The organism is Sphingomonas sp. SFZ2018-12 (assembly GCF_022496715.1).
Taxonomy (GTDB): Bacteria; Pseudomonadota; Alphaproteobacteria; order Sphingomonadales; family Sphingomonadaceae; genus Sphingomonas.
Genome location: NZ_WTFM01000009.1, coordinates 1 through 15,258, shown reverse-complemented (window position 1 = coordinate 15,258; position 15,258 = coordinate 1). Strand labels below are relative to the sequence as shown.

Below are 15,258 nucleotides of genomic sequence, written 5' to 3'. Positions count from 1 at the left end.
CTAACGCCTCGCCTCGGGCTCGATCTTGATCGTGCAGCGCACCGCCTCTCGCGCCTTATCCGCGCGCTTCCGGCACGCCTCCAGCGCCTGCCGGTTAGCGGTGACGATCCGATCGCCTGCCGCGATGTTGGCGAAAGCGTCCGGCGCGCTGGCGCGCATGAGGTGCTGGCCGCCTTCCCACATCGGCAGGTCGAGCGAGCGCGCCGCCATCTTCTCCGGCCATTGCCAGCTCGCGGGCACGGCGCGGGCAACGATGCCGGCGAACACCGCCCACAACATCATCCCGACCACCACACCGCCGATCGCGCTCCACATCAGCCAGCGGTTCTGCTCGTCGCCCCGGCGCGCTGATACGACGTAGCCGTGAAGCTGGCGGGTCACGTCCTCCAGGCCGGTGCGCGCCGTGGCGATCGTCTGCCGGTCTTCCTGGCGCGCCGTGCTCGCCGCTGCGGTGATCCGTCCCGCCAACTGTTCGGGCGTCATCGCCAGCATAGGGCTTTTGACCAGCATATCGACGCGCTGCGCGGTGGCGGTGATATTGTTAGCGATGACGCCCAGCGTCTCGGAATAGTCGGGCGGCTCGGGCACCTCCATGCGCTCGGCCGTCAGACGCTCGACGGCACGGCGCATCAGCGTCACCTCGGCGCGCAGCTCCTGGAACGCCTGCGCGGCTTCACTCGGCCCTTCCTCATCCGCCATCACGTCTTCCCCTTATCGGCTCATGCCCCTGTCGCGCTCGCGGCCGATCCCGATCGACTGCTCCAGCGATCTCTCGATGCTTCGGCCGCGCTCCAGTTTTAGCTCCAGCTCGGGCGCACGGCGCTCCAGCGCCTTCGCCAGCTCGGGGTCGCGGCGTAGCCCCTCGGCCATCACACCCATGCGCGTGGTAGCCTTTTCCACCCGCGCCTGGTCGCCGCCTGCCCGCTCGCGCGCCAGCCCACGCCAGCTCTCCACGAACCGGTCAGCGCGCGCGCCGGGGTCGAGCCGCACCCGGCGCTCCTCGGCCATCGCGCGCACCGCACCGCCTGTGTTGCCCCCGGCCGCCTGCCCGATCAGCCCGGGATCGCGACGGAACGCGGAAGCGAGATCGCGCGCGCCATCAGGCCGCACCTGATCCAGCGCCTCGCCGGCGCGGCGCAACGCGCTCTCCTGATGCGGCAGCACCGGCAGATCCTGCGCGCGCATCCGGCCTATATCGGCAGACGCCCGCGCATAGCGTTCAATTGCCCTGGCCTGGTCCGGCTTGCCGCCGATCGCCGCCTCGGTGCGATCCGGGGTAGGTGCCTTCTCCGGCGTGGCGGCAGGCTTGGGCCGAAAACCCGCGAACATATCCTTGGCCTTGTCGCGGACCTGATGGACGATTTCCCGCGCCCGCTCGGGCCAGCGTATCTCCCGCCGCTCGGCGAAGCTGCGCGCCCTGTCCTCATCGGACGGCACGGCATAGTCGCCGGCCATGTCCTTGGCGCGGTCGCGTGACAGCGTGCGGGCAAGCTTCGCCAAGTCGGCGAAGTCGTCACGGCCATAGTGGAGCTGCACCCCGTCACGGTGCCGCGACATGCCGACATAGGCGCTGTGCCGGTCCATGCCCGGCGTCGCGAGGAGGTGCGCGCGATCGACAGTCACGCCCTGCGACTTGTGGAAGGTAGCGGCATAGCCGTGATCGACCGCGGCGTAGTCCTTGAGGTCGAACGCAGCGTGCCCACCCCCGTCGAGCCGTACCGCCATGTGCCCGCCATCGATCCGCTCCAACGTGCCCAGCGTGCCGTTCTTCACGCCAAGCGAGCGCTCGTTGCGCAGGAACATGATGCGGTCGCCGGCCGCGAAGTCGCGCGCGCCCCGATCGACGGTGACGCCAACGTCCTCGCCCAGCCCGCCCGACGCGCGCACCCGTCCGCGCGCCTCCTGGTTCAGCTCGCGCACCTCGGCATTGGTGTGGGTGAGGATGATGCGCGTCTGGTCGGGATCAGCCTGGCGCTGGCGATCCCAGCCTTCCACCAGCTCGGCGCGGGCCTGCTCGCGCGTATCGGCCGCGTGGACCATGCCGCAGTCGCCATAGGCGTGGATCGCCTCGCCCGTGCGGCCGGTCGCCAGTGCCCGCGTCGCGTCCTTCTGCCAGCCTTCACGCTGTCGGCGAACCTCGGTGATTTCGGCCGCGCCGTGCGCTTCGGCGATCGACCGGAACGCCGCGCCGGCTTCGATCGCCTGCAACTGCTCGGGATCGCCCACCAGCACCACCTTGGCGCCCGCGTCGCGGGCACGGGACAGCACCCGCTCCATCTGGCGGGTGCCGATCATGCCCGCCTCGTCCAGCACCAGCACGTCGTTGCGCGTGAGCTGGTCGCGGCCCTGTGCCCAACCATGTTCAAGGCTGGCGATGGTGCGGGACCGGATACCTGATCCGCCCTCCAGATTCTCGGCCGCGATCCCGGACAGGGCGGCGCCGCGCACCTGATAGCCCTCGCGCTCCCAAGCCTCGCGCGCAACGCCCAGCATCGCCGACTTGCCCGTGCCGGCATAGCCGATGACCGACGCCAGCCCGCGGCCCTCGGTGATATGGTCGAAGGCATCGCGCTGCTCGCCCGACAGGACCAGCCCGCGTCCTTCCGCAGCCTCCAGAGCGCCGGCACGGTGCCGGTCGGACACACCATGCGCGTCGCGCCGCGCCAGCTCGTCGCCGGCTTTCTCCAGACGCGCCTCGGTCGCAATCATCTCGCGGGACGTGAACCGCTCCTGGTCGCGCCCGTCTTTGCCCAATGCCACCAGCTCGGGACTGGCCCGCACCGCCGCCATCACCTGGTCGAACTGCTCCTTGCCATCCGAATGACGGAAGGCGAACGCAGCAAGATCGCGGGTGGTGAAGGTCGCCTGTTGCCGTGTGATGCCGTCGAGCGCGATGCGCGGGTCGGCCGCGATCTTCTCGCCATTCTCCCGCGCGATGCGCCGGTGATCCTCGGCACGCTCGGCGTCCTCGCCGCGGTCGAGCCGGCGCATTCCTGCCGGGCCGATCTTGTGCTGCGGCTCCAGCGCAATGCCCTGGTCTTCATAGGAACGGTGGTCGATCCGCCCCTCCAGCCCCAGCTCCGCCATGCGCTCGTTGACATGCGCCGCCCACGCTTCGCGCCAGCCCTTCAACAGCTCGGTCGAGTTCCAGTCCCGGACCTTCTTGCCGAACCCCTCCTGCCCAACTTCGCGCATCGCCAGCATGACATGCGCGTGCGGCTTCGGGCTGCCATCCTTGGCCTTGTCCCAATGCACGTTGAGGTCGGCGACCATCCCGCGCTTCACGAACTCCTTCTCCACGAAGTCACGAGCGAGCTGCACGCCCTGCTTCTCGTTCATCTCGCGCGGGATCGAAAACTCTACCTCACGCGCCAGTTGCGCGTCCTTGCGCTTCTCTCCTGCCTCCACCTCGTTCCACAGCGTCGTCCGATCCAACAGGCGCTCCGGTGCGTCCTTCGGCAGCAGCACTTCGGAGTGGATGACGCCCGCCTTGTTGGAGAAGTCGTGGCTGCGTCCAAGCCGCGCATCGTGCAGCTCGGATGCGGAGCGATAGGCAGCGGACGCAACGGCGCTGGAGCCGTTCGCACGGCTGATGACCTTGGCGCTGAAATGATAGATCGCCATCGCGACCGGCATGATGCACTTCTTAGCGCACGTCGGCAACGACGTATAAGCGCGCACTCATGATCTGCTTCGCATCTCCTGATTGACTCGGTGCTGGCTGTTGATGTGGGTTGCCCTCCCCTATAGGTTTGCTAGGCTGCTGCGGTCAAAAACGCGGAGAAAGGAAGCACCATGCGCAAGGTGCGGGACTATAACGCGGAGCTGAAAGCGCTGGAGGACAAGGCGCGTAGTCTGAAGGCGCGCCGGGTCGAACAACTCGGCCAGCTCGTCACCGCCACGGGTGCCGATTCACTCGACATGGAAACACTCGCCGGCGTGCTACTCGATGCCGTCGCCTCACAGAACGCGGAAGCGAAGGAGGCGTGGCGATCGAAGGGCGCGGCTTTCTTTCAGCGGCGCGGGCGCAAAGGTGGGCGAACTGCTGGCGGCAACCGTGACAGCGCTGGCACGCAACCAGGCGCTGATCCAGCGTCTGGAAGCGACACGGCGTCGGACTGATACGCGGGGCTGGGTCGTGCAACGGCGCGAACGCACCCGCCACCTGATCGAGCTGGGCGGCCTCGTCCAAAAGGCCGGTCTGGTCGATCTTGCTGATGACGATCGCGCGACCATTTACGGTGCGCTGCTCGAACTGGTCGGACGCGCTCGCGGCGATGATGCCAGCGATATGGTGGCGCTCTGGAAGCGACGCGGCAAGCGGGCCTTTGACGCGGAAGCGGAAGGCAAGGAGACGGTGGCATGACGACGCTCGACCTTGACGCTCTCCGGACGGAAGTTCGCGCGCTCGACTATGTACGCGGCACGCCTGCGGAAGCCGCGATGTGGCGCGAGGATGACGCGGACTCCCGCGCCAATCTCGCCATCGAGGGCATGGACCTGAACGCGGAGGATGAGGCGCTGTTCGACATGCTTCGCGACGAGGCCGTGCCCCCTCCCCTCGCCACGCAAATCATCCTCAAGCTCTACGATCATCCCAACGCCGATCCGGGGCTGGCGATCACGCCGCTGGAACGGGCCGGCTGATGCCCGGCCGGCGGATCAGCCCGCTGTTCGCGGTGCTCGTCGCCGCGGTCGTGCTGTTCGCCAGCCATAGCTGGCTCAAGGGCATCTTCGGTTATGGCGAGATTGCCACCGACATTCCGTTCCTGCTGGCCGGCGCGATCCTGTTCCTGGCCTGGCGCGTCAATCGCCGCGCCGCGAACCGGCGCAGCTCGCTGCTCGGCTCGGCCCGCTTCGGCGATCGGGGAGACGTGCGCCGGCTTGAGGGAAACGGGGATCTTCTGATCGGCCGCTCCATCGAAGGCGGCAAGCTGCTGCGCTACGACGGACCCGCCCATCTGCTGACGATGGCCCCTACCCGCTCAGGGAAAGGCGTCGGCACGATCATCCCCAACCTGCTCACGCTGGACCGCTCGGTGGTCTGCATCGACCCCAAGGGCGAGAATGCCCGCGTCACAGCCCGTGCGAGGGCCGCCAAGGGCGATGTGTGGTGCCTGGACCCCTTCGGCGTCTCGGGGCGCCCCACGGCCCGCTACAACCCTCTGGCGTGGCTTGATCCGACCAGCCCCGACTTGGCGGAGGATGCACAGACGATCGCCGATGCGCTGGTCCATGACGCACCGGGGCAATCGGGCGAGGCACACTGGAACGAGGAAGCCAAGGCGCTGATCGCCGGCGTGATCCTGCACACCGTCGTCCACGAGCCCCCTGCCCGCGTCACGCTGGCGACCGTGCGCGACAAGCTCACCCGCGATCCCGCCGGCTTCGCCACGCTGCTCGCCGACATGCAGGCCAGCACCAGCGCCGGCGGCCTCATCGCGCGCGCCGCCAATCGCCAGCTCGGCAAGTCGAACCGGGAGGCTGCGGGCGTGCTCTCCTCGGCGCAGCGCCACACCCACTTCATGGACAGCCCGCGCCTGGTGGACAGCACCTCGGCATCCGACTTCCGGTTCGCGGACCTGAAGGAGCGGCCGGGTACCGTGTTCCTGTGCCTCCCGCCCGATCGGCTCGACACCTATGCGCGCTGGCTGCGGCTGCTGGTCGGGCAGGCCGTCACCGACATGGCGCGATCCCCTGCCCGCCCGGCAAGCCCGGTGCTGTTCCTGCTCGATGAGTTCGCAGCCCTCGGCCGACTGGAGCCGGTGGAACGTGCGATGGGGCTGATGGCGGGTTATGGCCTCCAGCTCTGGCCGATCCTTCAGGACATGCACCAGCTCCGCGCGCTCTATGGCGAACGCGCCGGCACCTTCCTGTCCAATGCCGGCGTGGTCCAGACATTCGGGGTCAACGATCATGCGACGGCCGACATGCTCTCGCGCACGATCGGCGACACCACGATCGAATATGAGACCGCCAGCACGTCACAGAAAACGAGCTGGTTCGACAGCCCGGACCATTCCACCAGCGTCAGCGGCCACGTCGCCGCGCGCAGGCTGGTGACACCGGACGAAATCATGCGGATGCCCGCCGACACCCTTCTGCTGCTGCGGCAGGGCGAACGCCCGCTCTGGGCGAAGAAAATCCGCTATTACGATCAGCGCGAGTTCGCCCGCCTGTTCGATCCGGCGTGATCGTACACACCGGCAAGGTGCAACGGTGAGCTTTGGGATATCGCCTGACCTGCCCTGTCCGCCGGGCCTAACGCTGACAGGCACACACCGCCCGATCCGCTTTGCTTCTCCTGGAAGCCTGCGGCCGATAGGCCGCCCTTGTGACGGCGATAGCCGGCACGAAACAAAGGCGCATTGGCCCGTAGGGTCAATTCCGCAATGTCTTCGAGCTATCCGGGTGCGGAGTGCTGGTGGGTTAAGAGATTCTGTTAAATAGGAATCGTTAAGAAGGTTAAGGCTGGAAAATGGGCCAAAAAACCCACGTTTCCTGCGGCCTTCCGGGAACCCCCGGTGTGTGATCCCACGTGATTCGGTGTGTGATCCCACGATAGTAGGGTGTGTGATCCCACGACGCTTCGGTGTGTGATCCCACGACAATTTAAGTTCGATCTAGACTGTGAATACGGCTGCCTGACTATGTGTGGAGCGCCAGCTTGGAGCGCCTATGAGTTTCCTCGTGGCACCCCGGTGTGTGAAACCACGATAGTCAGCGCCCGCGAGCGAGCTTGTCCATAAGATCGTCCACCTCGGCCGCGCGGCGTCGATCGGCTTCGACTCGGCTCCGCCGCTCTTGCTCGGCCTCCAACCTAGCGGCCAGCGCCAGTGCCTCGGCTTCGCCGCGTAGGCGGAACAACACGGCAGGGCTGCCGTCTGCCGTGGCTGCCATCTCCATAGTGTAATCGGGAAGCTGGTCGGCCTCCACGACTTTGCGAAGCATCCTGTTGAACTCCTTGGGCTTGCTGTCGCTGCCGGTTTTGTCGCGCAGCACCTCCACCCGGCACGTCCACCCACCCTTTTGGTTGCCGGCATGTTTGCGTGCGATGCGGTACAAGGCGCGCTCTAGCCCGCCAGTCAGCAGGAAATAGTCCTGGTGCATGGTGAGCAGCGACCGCTCTCCCATGATGCCCTCATAGACCCAGTCCGATAGGGTGATTGTCATGCCCCGGGGCTGATCCGTGTCGGGGTCCACCTCCAGCGTCCACTTGTCGAGCCAATTGAAGCCGGCCTTGGTGCGCCGCTTCGGCGCACGGATAGACGTCGATATGGAGGTCGTCTGAAGCCGCTGGAGCGCGGCTTGCAACTCCTGATAGGCCCGGCCGCTAGTGTCGCGCTTGATCGCCCTTAGCAGGTCATAGGACGTGGTTCTAAGCGTCCGCGGAAGATCGTTGACCCCCTGCTCCCGCATCCGGTTGAGTGTCGAGGCTGCCCATATGAGAATATCGGCGTCCCATATCGTCGCCATGCCATATGCCGGGATCGCCTCGATCTTCACCCACGTTTCGCCATCCGGACTGCTATATTCGATCGGCTTCACCCGCTTGCGCTTCTGAAGCGAGAAGAACGGCCGCTCCATCGTCTCCCGCTGGTCCTTCAGCGGAAGATCGCCCATCAGCGGGATAAACAGGTCGAACTCAGGATTAGGGTTCGGGCGTTTGGTCATGCAGCATCAATCCTGCCATCCTGCACACTTGGGGATGTGCAGGTGTGCACACTATCACGCACGGCCAAATTGCCGATCAGCATCGTACTTGGCGACCAGTTCGCTGATCGCTTCGGCGAGAAGGTCCTGATGGCTGCGCCTCGTTCGTGCCGCCAAGACCCGGAAGGCCTCGGCCGTGGGGTCCGCCGGGTCGAAATAGGCACCGAGATGGTATTTGCCTGGCCGCTTCCCGCTCGATCGGGCGCTGCTCGCCGACGACACCGGAGTTGCGATCGGCGAATTATCCGCCTCTGCCTCGCGACGGGTTTGTGGCGCCACTGCCGGGGCCAACAGAGATGTCCGCTTCGCCATGTTCAAGCCTTCACGTTTGCAGGTGTGCAATTTATCAAATCATCAAGGAGGTGCTTCTGCAAGGCTGCAACCTCTTGGGCAGCCTTGCCTTTTGGCTCATGCTCGATGACGCCCAACCCGTAGGGCCAAGCTGCACGATAGGCGCTACGCTCTCGTAGAACGGTGCGCGCAACCCGGAGGCCGGTCGCTTCGGCAAGTGTCCGCGCGTCGTCCAGCAATGTGGACGCAGTTGGGGGAGCGGCGTTCAGCACAACAACGCCTGCCCGCCCGGTGCTGGTGATGAGTTGGGCAGTCCGCTTGATCGCATCCAGGTCGATAAGCGAGGGACGGCAAGGGATCACCACGAGGTCCGCGCGCTGGGCTGCGGCTGCGGCTTCCGCACCGGCAGCCGGTGGCGTGTCGATGATGGTCAGAGCAAACCCGTTTGCTTCGGCAGCATCTATCGCTTGGTCGAGCCGGCGCGCGCTGATCGGCTCCACATGGGGCAGCTCGGCCTCACGCCGTTCGCTCCACGCCGTTGCGCTTTCCTGCGGATCAAGGTCAAACAGCGCCGTCCTGATCCCGGCCGCCTGAGCGGCGACCGCAAGATTTACTGCCAGCGTCGTTTTACCGACTCCGCCCTTTTGCGCTGCAAGTGTGATAATCTGCACGTGTGCACACCTTCATTTCTGATACTGTGACGTTATGCACAATATCAGAATGGCACAACCCTGCTGTGACTCGCGCCCGGTGGTTCGTGGCTCCAACCTGCATCCGATAATGCGAAGTGCACCAGCTCCGCGTTGCCGATCGCAGGCGGCTCACCCTTTCGCCAGAAGCCCAGCATCTTGCCACGATCGTCCAGCGTGCTTTCTGTCACGACCGCACGCACCGCCTGGATGAACTGCCCGTGGCTGAACACATAGGCGAGGCCGGGGGAGGGCAGGGCGGCAAGCCGTGCCAGCACCGCTTCAGCACGGCGAAGCAATGCCCCGAAGCTCTCCGCACCCTCCCCGTCGCAATAGGCGGGATCGGCGTCGGTCCAGTACCGCTCCAGATGGGGCATTCGCTCGCTGCTGCGTGTGCCGTTCCACTGGGAGGGCTGGAGATAGGTAAACTCCTCGATCGGCCACACCTCCACCGGGACGACCGGAAAGCGCTGGATCGTCGCCTCGGCCGTCTGACGGGTGCGAAGATAGGGAGAGGTCACGATCAGGCTGGGCGTCTCGGTCCAAGCCCGCGCTACCTCCCGCGCCTGACGCCATCCCAGCTCGGTCAGCTCGATGGATGCGAGGTCATGGCAGGGCACGCCGGCGTTGCCGGTGCTCTGCCCGTGACGGATGAATACGGCCCTCATGCCGCCGCCTCCTTGTCCGCCAGCTCCCGCAATCCCTTGTAGAGCGTCGTGCGGCTCACGCCGTACCTTTCGGCTACGGCTGTCACGGTCGCGTCGGGGTCGGTCAACAGCAACCGGGCTTCGCGGAGCTGCCGGGAGGTGAGGGCAGGGGGGCGCCCGCCCATGCGTCCGCGGGCGCGCCCTGCCGCCAGACCGGCACGGGTACGTTCGCCGATAAGGTGGCGCTCGAAGTCAGCGAGGCTGGCGAAGATATTGAACACCAACTTGCCTGATGCCGTGGTCGTGTCGATCGCCTCGGTGACGCTCTCAAACGCGATGCCGCGGCTTGCCAGCTCGTTCACTGTCGCGATCAGGTCCGGGAGCGATCGGCCAAGCCGGTCGAGCCGCCACACCACCAGCGTGTCGCCGGCACGCAAGGCCTTCATCGCCTGCGCCAGCTCGGGCCGGTCGGCGTGCTTGCCGGATGCGTGCTCCGAATAGATCGGCTCGCATCCCTTGGCGCGCAGCACGTCAAGTTGCGGAGCGAGGTCCTGGTCGGCGGTGGACACGCGCGCATATCCGATCCGACGTGTGCCAGCCTGGCCGGGCAGGGGGGTGGCAGCCATGTTCAACATTCAACCTGCGACAGGGGTTTTCTGATCGCAGTTTTTCGCACGGGTTATTGAACAATTCAATGCCGCGAAACGCCAGCTTTCCTGCTGCTGCCGATGGTGTGCATCAAACGGCCGGGGCTGTTGAAAAAGGCCGGGTGATCCGATCGCGCTCCTGACGGGTTCCCTGCTTCGACACATCGGGAGCAGCGGCCATGATGGGTGAGCAACAGCGAGGCGGCAAGGCCGCAAGTTGGCGGGCGCTGGGAGCGATGATCCCCGCCGATCACATCCTACGCAGGATAGACGGGCTGATCGACCTGGGCGAACTGCGCGATGCGCTCGCCCCGCACTACAGTCACCGTGGGCGTCCCTCGATCGCGCCCGAATTGCTGGTTCGCATGGCGATGATCGCTCGCCTCTATGGCATCACGTCGGAGCGCCGGCTGTGCGAGGAAGTCCGCTTCAACCTCGCCTACCGCTGGTTCTGCCGATTGCCGCTCGATGCGCCCGTGCCGCACCACTCAACGTTCAGCAAGAACCGGCATGGCCGCTTCCGCGATGCCGGCATCTTTCGCATCCTGTTCGAGCAGACGGTGCGGCGCTGCGCCAACGCGGGGCTGATTGCCCACAAGGATGCCGCAATTGACGCGTCGTTCGTCGCCGCTGATGCAAGCTGGCAGCGCAAGATGCGGGACGCCGACATGGCCGCGCCCCGGCTTCCCCGCCCGGTTTGTGAATGGCTGGCGGATCAGGCCAATGCTCCACCGCAGGATTATGGCGTACCGCGTGGCAAGCCGGCCGAGGTGTCACGCACCGATCCGGCGTCGGCGTGGTCGGCGCGCACGGCGCGGGGGCGGTTCGGCTATGCCTTCAATGTGCTGATCGACACGCCGGGAGGGGTGGCGATCGATGTGGAGGCCAGTCCCGCCCGCTTCGCAGCGGAAGTCGATGCGGGGCGGACCATGCTGGCACGGGCCGACGATCGGTTCGGCTACCGGCCAAAGCGTGTCGCGGCCGATACCGCCTATGGTAGCGCCGCGTTCCTGGCGTTCGTCACCGATCGCGGCACCATCCCGCATATCCCGGTGCTGGAACGATCCGAACAGACCAAGGGCAAATTCCCCCGCGAAGCCTTCCGCTATGAACGGGAGCAGGACCGCTATGTCTGCCCCGCTGGGAAGACACTACCCTTTCGCGGTGCCGATCGTCGGGCCGGCTTCCTCCGATACAGCGCCAGTCCCGCCGATTGCCGCGCCTGTTACCTCAAACTGAAATGCACCGCAGGCAGCAACAGGTCGGTGACGCACAGCGAACACGAGGACGTGCGCGAGCTGGTGCGCGGCGAAATGCAGACGCCCCTATTCAAGCGGCGATGCGGCTGCGTCGGAGCGTCGAGCGGGTGTTTGCCGATGCCAAGGGTAAGCGGGGGCTAACCCGTTTGCACCTTCGCGGCCTGCGCGGTGCCGAGGAAGAGTTTTTGTTGGGCGCGGCCATTGCCAATCTGGTGCTATTGGCCCGTCCTGACGCACGACCGGCACGGACCCGCCGCCCGCCCCCGCCCCCGGTGCCGGAACGGATCGACCACATGGCCCGGATCAGCCGGGGCCGGTTTGAGCAATCCTACTACGCGACGATCTTCTGAGACCGATTAGCCGGGTTCGCGCTCGGCCGCAGGGAAGTGGCGATAGAAGGTGGAACGGCCGACCTGGAGCAGCTTTGCGACCTTCGCCGGTTTGTCGCCGGCCTTGAGCAGCTTGCGGGCTGTGTCGAGCATGTCGGGCGTCATGACCGACTTGCGGCCTCCACCCGTGCCGCCCTTTGCCCGTGCCGCTGCCAAACCGGCAATCGTCCGTTCCTTTATCAGTTCGCGCTCCATCTCCGCGACGGAAGCGAGGATATGGAACAGCAGCCGGCCTGATGGGGTGGCCGTGTCGAACCCGTCCGTCAGCGATCGGAAATCTATCTTGCGAGCGGACAAGTCTGCCGCCAGTTCGATCAGGCCCCCGATCGATCGGCCAAGGCGATCGAGCTTCCATATCACCAGCGTGTCACCGGCCCGCACGAAGTTGAGAGCTTCGGTCAGACCGGGCCGGTTCAGCTTCGCGCCGCTCACCTTGTCGGTGAACAGCTTTTCGCAGCCGGCCTTGGTCAGCGCGTCGGTTTGTAGCGTCAGGTCCTGATCGGAGGTCGAGACACGCGCATAACCAACCAGCATGAGTCCCGTTATCCCATCTCAAACAGCGAATTTCGAGACTCATATTTCGGGAACATATTTTGGGAAAGCCCTTGGCGGGGATACGGCGGAATTTTGTGTCGGTGACAGTCGTCCCGTTGGAGGTTCCTTTGCGGGAAGGCAGCCACGTACGGCCGGAGTTCCGTGGGTAGGTAAGAAGGTTGTGAGCTTTCGACGGGGGAAGCGGGATCGTGTAAGCCTAGCGTATGGACGAGGAGCAACCACCTTCAAAGGAACCCCGTCGCCGTGATCGCGCCAGGAGCGAGGCGGCCCTGCTGGATGCCGCGCAGGCGGAGTTCAGCATCCACGGCTTCAAGGCCACGACCACCCGCGCCATCGCGGCGCGGGCGGGCTGTTCGGAAGGGCTGATCCAGAACTATTTCGGCGGCAAGGAAGGGCTGCTGATGGCGGTGATGCGCGCCGGGGCGGACGAGCAGGCTGCCATGCGCGACACCGGCTTCTTCGATCGGCCCCGTGCGTCCAGCGCCGAGGCGGAAGTGCGCGAACTCCTCGACTTCATCACCGGCGCCATGCGCCGGCTCGCGCCTCGCCTACGCATCCTGTTCGATCGGGTGCTGCTGGATGCGGGGTTCGCCCGCCGCTTCGCCGACATGACGCCGCGGCGCACCCTCGTTGCGTCGGTCGCGGACCGGCTGCGCCGCGAGTGGCCGGCCACGTCCGATCCGGACCGGACCGCCGACGCAATCGTCTCGTTCGGCTTCGAGCTGGGATTCGTTCACCCGGAACTGCTTGGTCGCGACGAGCAGCAGGTCACCGCGTTCGCGGCCCATTACGCCTCCTTGATCGCGCCGGCACTAAGGATGTAACTTTACTGACTGATTGATCAGTTATATGGTCAGCCGTCTTCGAAAGGGCTGATCGTGACGGCAGACGTGATCTCGTGCGACGTGCTGGTGATCGGCGCCGGGCCGACCGGCCTGATGGCGAGCTACCTACTGCGCCGCTGCGGCGTCGATGTCCGGGTGATCGACAAGCGCGCTGAGCCTTCGGCCGAGTCGCGGGCTGGCGTCATGTCGTCGCGCTCGGTCGAGCTGTTCGCCTCGCTGGGGCTCGCGGACCGGGTGTTCGCGCACGGCGTGCCCAACAGCGACTTTGACATCTTCGTCGGCGGCAAGCGCGCCGGGGGCTTCCACTTCGATCACGCCCATGCCGACGACACGCCATACCGCTTCATCACCATGATCCCGCAGGCCGGGACGGAAGCGGTGCTGATCGAGGCGCTGACCGATGCCGGCCTGGTGGTGGACCGCAGTGTAGAGGCCAAGAGCTTCCGCGATGACGGCGATGCGGTCGTCGTGGAGGCGGCCGGGGCGGACGGCTCGCCTCTGACGTTCCGGGCGCGCTACCTGCTCGGCGCGGATGGCGCGCACAGCTTGGTCCGCCACCAGCTCGGCCTGTCATTCGAGGGGGCGAAATACCCGCAGGCGTTCCTGCTCGGTGACGTGCAGGTCGACTGGGACCTGCCGGAAAAGCGCTTCCGCGTCTTCCTCAACGGCGATCGGCTCGGGCTGTACGTGCCGTTCCAGGGGCAGGGCGCGGCGCGGGTGATGACCACCGACCTCGACCCGCAGCCGACGCAGGATCAGGCCTGGTCGCATCTCGACCTCGCCGACCTCCAGGCCGGGTTCGCGGAGGCGGCGGTGCGGCCGGTGCGGCTGCACGATCCGGTGTGGCTGACCCGCTTCTCGTCGCAGCACCGGGTTGTGGACCGCTACCGCGTCGGTCGCGTGTTCGTCGCGGGCGATGCCGCGCACATCCATTCGCCGGCCGGCGGTCAGGGCATGAACACCGGGCTCCAGGACGCGGCCAACCTCGCCTGGAAGCTGGCGGCGGTGCTGAAGGGCGATGCCGGCGACGCGCTGCTCGACAGCTACGAGGCCGAGCGGCTGCCCGTCGCGCACCACGTCCTCGAACTGTCCGACCGCATGTTCGACATCAGCGCCTCGCAGACCGGCTGGCGCGCGAAGCTGCGCGATGCGCTCGCGCCGCTGGTGATCGGTCCCGCCTCGCAGCTCGACCGGGTGCAGACGCTCGCCTTCCGCGCGCTGTCGCAGATCGACGTCGGCTATGCCGAGCCCGGCGCGGCCAGGGACGGCAAGGCCGGTCCGCAGGCTGGCGAGCGTGCGCCCGATGCGCCGCTACGCCGGGGCCGAGACCTGTTTGATCTGATCGCGGGCTACGGTTTCACCGCGCTCGCTTTGTCGCGCAAGCGGCTCGATGCGGAGACGGCCGACCGGCTCGCGGCCGGGCTCGATGCGATGCCCGGCGTAACGCCCCGCATCGCCGCGCGGCTCGACATGCCGGCGCACCCGCGGGTGGAGCGAGTCGAGCGCGCCGAGCTGTTCGCGGCCTACGGCCTTCATGCCGACGACGCGCAGGCGCTGCTGCTCGTGCGGCCGGACGGCTTCGTCGCCTGGCGAGGCGACGGCCTCGACACGACCGCCTGCCAGGCTGCGCTTCACCAGCTGCTGCACGCCGCCTGACCTCTTCCGACCGCCAACGGAGTTCCACCATGCCCACCGTTCCGTTCACGACCCAGGCGCGCGTCCAACGCTTCAAGGATCAGCGCTGGCTGATCGACAAGATCGTAGAGCTGGCCGGTCCCGAGTTCGACCAGACGCGCCTCCACTACTACGCCGCGCCGATGAGTTCCGATTGGGCCGGCGGCGTGATGGGGCTCGCCGGCCAGATCAAGCGCTATGACGACATGACCCGCGAGTTCGCGCGCCTCGCCCGGCGCTACGAGCTTCAGGCGATGGCCGCCGACAGCCAAGGGCACCACGTCACCGCCAGCGACGGCTTCTTCGCCGCTTCGGTGATGTACGGCGCGGCGCAATGGCCGATCTTCGAGAACACCGACCTCAACTACGCGCTCGAGCGCAAGAAGACCGAGTGCTACCAGGCCGCGCCCACCGAACGCTCGGGCGGGATCGGCGCGCATGGCCCCGACGCCGCGCCCGCCACATCGGGCGCGCCACCGCCGTGTCCCGTTCATCGCAGAACCTGACGAGGTTCCGGACACGCGAGAATCGCGCCTCGCTCCCCCCCCC

At 66.6% G+C, this 15,258-nt stretch carries 17 protein-coding genes; 9 read left to right on the top strand and 8 right to left on the bottom strand.

Going from position 1 to position 15,258, the window contains the following annotated elements; translation table 11 throughout:
• Together GO308_RS18085 and traA are read right to left on the bottom strand one after the other, a co-directional pair.
• Positions 1 to 699, bottom strand: coding sequence for a DUF6118 family protein (locus GO308_RS18085; protein WP_018251383.1), 699 nt, complete (start codon positions 697 to 699; stop codon positions 1 to 3).
• 12 nt (positions 700 to 711) lie between these two features.
• A complete protein-coding gene (traA, locus tag GO308_RS18080) occupies positions 712 to 3,624 on the bottom strand; it encodes a Ti-type conjugative transfer relaxase TraA (RefSeq protein ID WP_026189171.1) in 2,913 nt (970 codons plus the stop codon).
• Between the two features lie 171 nt (positions 3,625 to 3,795).
• Between traA and traD the strand changes: the two genes are divergently transcribed.
• The 4 genes from traD to GO308_RS18060 are packed head-to-tail and all read left to right on the top strand — an operon-like array spanning position 3,796 to position 6,194.
• A complete protein-coding gene (gene traD, locus GO308_RS18075; RefSeq protein ID WP_081614895.1) occupies positions 3,796 to 4,122 on the top strand; it encodes a conjugal transfer protein TraD in 327 nt (108 codons plus the stop codon).
• 16 nt (positions 4,123 to 4,138) lie between these two features.
• Entirely contained in the window at positions 4,139 to 4,366 is a 228-nt protein-coding gene (locus GO308_RS18070) for a conjugal transfer protein TraD (RefSeq protein ID WP_026189172.1), read from the top strand.
• Positions 4,363 to 4,647 (top strand): hypothetical protein, encoded by a 285-nt coding sequence (locus tag GO308_RS18065; RefSeq protein ID WP_018251386.1) that lies wholly within the window; start codon positions 4,363 to 4,365, stop codon positions 4,645 to 4,647. Before GO308_RS18070 ends, GO308_RS18065 begins: the two co-directional genes overlap by 4 nt.
• Complete coding sequence (locus GO308_RS18060; RefSeq protein ID WP_133497067.1) at positions 4,647 to 6,194, top strand: type IV secretory system conjugative DNA transfer family protein; 1,548 nt, start codon at positions 4,647 to 4,649, stop codon at positions 6,192 to 6,194. The genes GO308_RS18065 and GO308_RS18060 overlap by 1 nt, the downstream gene beginning before the upstream one ends.
• A 526-nt stretch (positions 6,195 to 6,720) precedes the next feature.
• On the opposite strand, the gene GO308_RS18055 is transcribed toward GO308_RS18060, so the two are convergent.
• The 5 genes from GO308_RS18055 to GO308_RS18035 are packed head-to-tail and all read right to left on the bottom strand — an operon-like array spanning position 6,721 to position 9,975.
• Positions 6,721 to 7,674: a replication initiator protein A gene (locus tag GO308_RS18055; protein ID WP_018251363.1), complete on the bottom strand. Its 954-nt coding sequence runs from the start codon at positions 7,672 to 7,674 to the stop codon at positions 6,721 to 6,723.
• Between the two features lie 54 nt (positions 7,675 to 7,728).
• Complete coding sequence (locus tag GO308_RS18050) at positions 7,729 to 8,025, bottom strand: ribbon-helix-helix domain-containing protein (protein WP_126002747.1); 297 nt, start codon at positions 8,023 to 8,025, stop codon at positions 7,729 to 7,731.
• A gap of 2 nt (positions 8,026 to 8,027) precedes the next feature.
• Positions 8,028 to 8,675: a ParA family protein gene (locus GO308_RS18045; RefSeq protein ID WP_018251365.1), complete on the bottom strand. Its 648-nt coding sequence runs from the start codon at positions 8,673 to 8,675 to the stop codon at positions 8,028 to 8,030.
• Between the two features lie 44 nt (positions 8,676 to 8,719).
• The gene (locus tag GO308_RS18040; protein ID WP_018251366.1) at positions 8,720 to 9,361 is read right to left on the bottom strand and encodes a histidine phosphatase family protein; all 642 of its coding nucleotides are present in this window, start codon (positions 9,359 to 9,361) and stop codon (positions 8,720 to 8,722) included.
• A complete protein-coding gene (locus GO308_RS18035; protein ID WP_018251367.1) occupies positions 9,358 to 9,975 on the bottom strand; it encodes a recombinase family protein in 618 nt (205 codons plus the stop codon). Before GO308_RS18035 ends, GO308_RS18040 begins: the two co-directional genes overlap by 4 nt.
• A gap of 248 nt (positions 9,976 to 10,223) precedes the next feature.
• Between GO308_RS18035 and GO308_RS18030 the strand changes: the two genes are divergently transcribed.
• A complete protein-coding gene (locus GO308_RS18030; RefSeq protein ID WP_240886401.1) occupies positions 10,224 to 11,387 on the top strand; it encodes a transposase in 1,164 nt (387 codons plus the stop codon).
• Positions 11,327 to 11,596: a transposase gene (locus tag GO308_RS18025; RefSeq protein WP_240886400.1), complete on the top strand. Its 270-nt coding sequence runs from the start codon at positions 11,327 to 11,329 to the stop codon at positions 11,594 to 11,596. Before GO308_RS18030 ends, GO308_RS18025 begins: the two co-directional genes overlap by 61 nt.
• 6 nt (positions 11,597 to 11,602) lie before the next feature.
• Here the strand turns inward: GO308_RS18025 and GO308_RS18020 are convergent, their stop codons facing one another.
• A complete protein-coding gene (locus tag GO308_RS18020) occupies positions 11,603 to 12,169 on the bottom strand; it encodes a recombinase family protein (RefSeq protein WP_004212894.1) in 567 nt (188 codons plus the stop codon).
• A 224-nt stretch (positions 12,170 to 12,393) separates the two neighbouring features.
• Between GO308_RS18020 and GO308_RS18015 the strand changes: the two genes are divergently transcribed.
• From GO308_RS18015 to GO308_RS18005, 3 genes are all read left to right on the top strand, one after another.
• Positions 12,394 to 13,014, top strand: coding sequence for a TetR/AcrR family transcriptional regulator (locus GO308_RS18015; protein ID WP_062623214.1), 621 nt, complete (start codon positions 12,394 to 12,396; stop codon positions 13,012 to 13,014).
• A gap of 81 nt (positions 13,015 to 13,095) precedes the next feature.
• Positions 13,096 to 14,691: an FAD-dependent monooxygenase gene (locus tag GO308_RS18010; protein WP_240886399.1), complete on the top strand. Its 1,596-nt coding sequence runs from the start codon at positions 13,096 to 13,098 to the stop codon at positions 14,689 to 14,691.
• Positions 14,692 to 14,720: 29 nt separating this feature from the next.
• Positions 14,721 to 15,215: a hypothetical protein gene (locus tag GO308_RS18005; RefSeq protein WP_203311541.1), complete on the top strand. Its 495-nt coding sequence runs from the start codon at positions 14,721 to 14,723 to the stop codon at positions 15,213 to 15,215.
• Positions 15,216 to 15,258 lie beyond the last annotated feature (43 nt).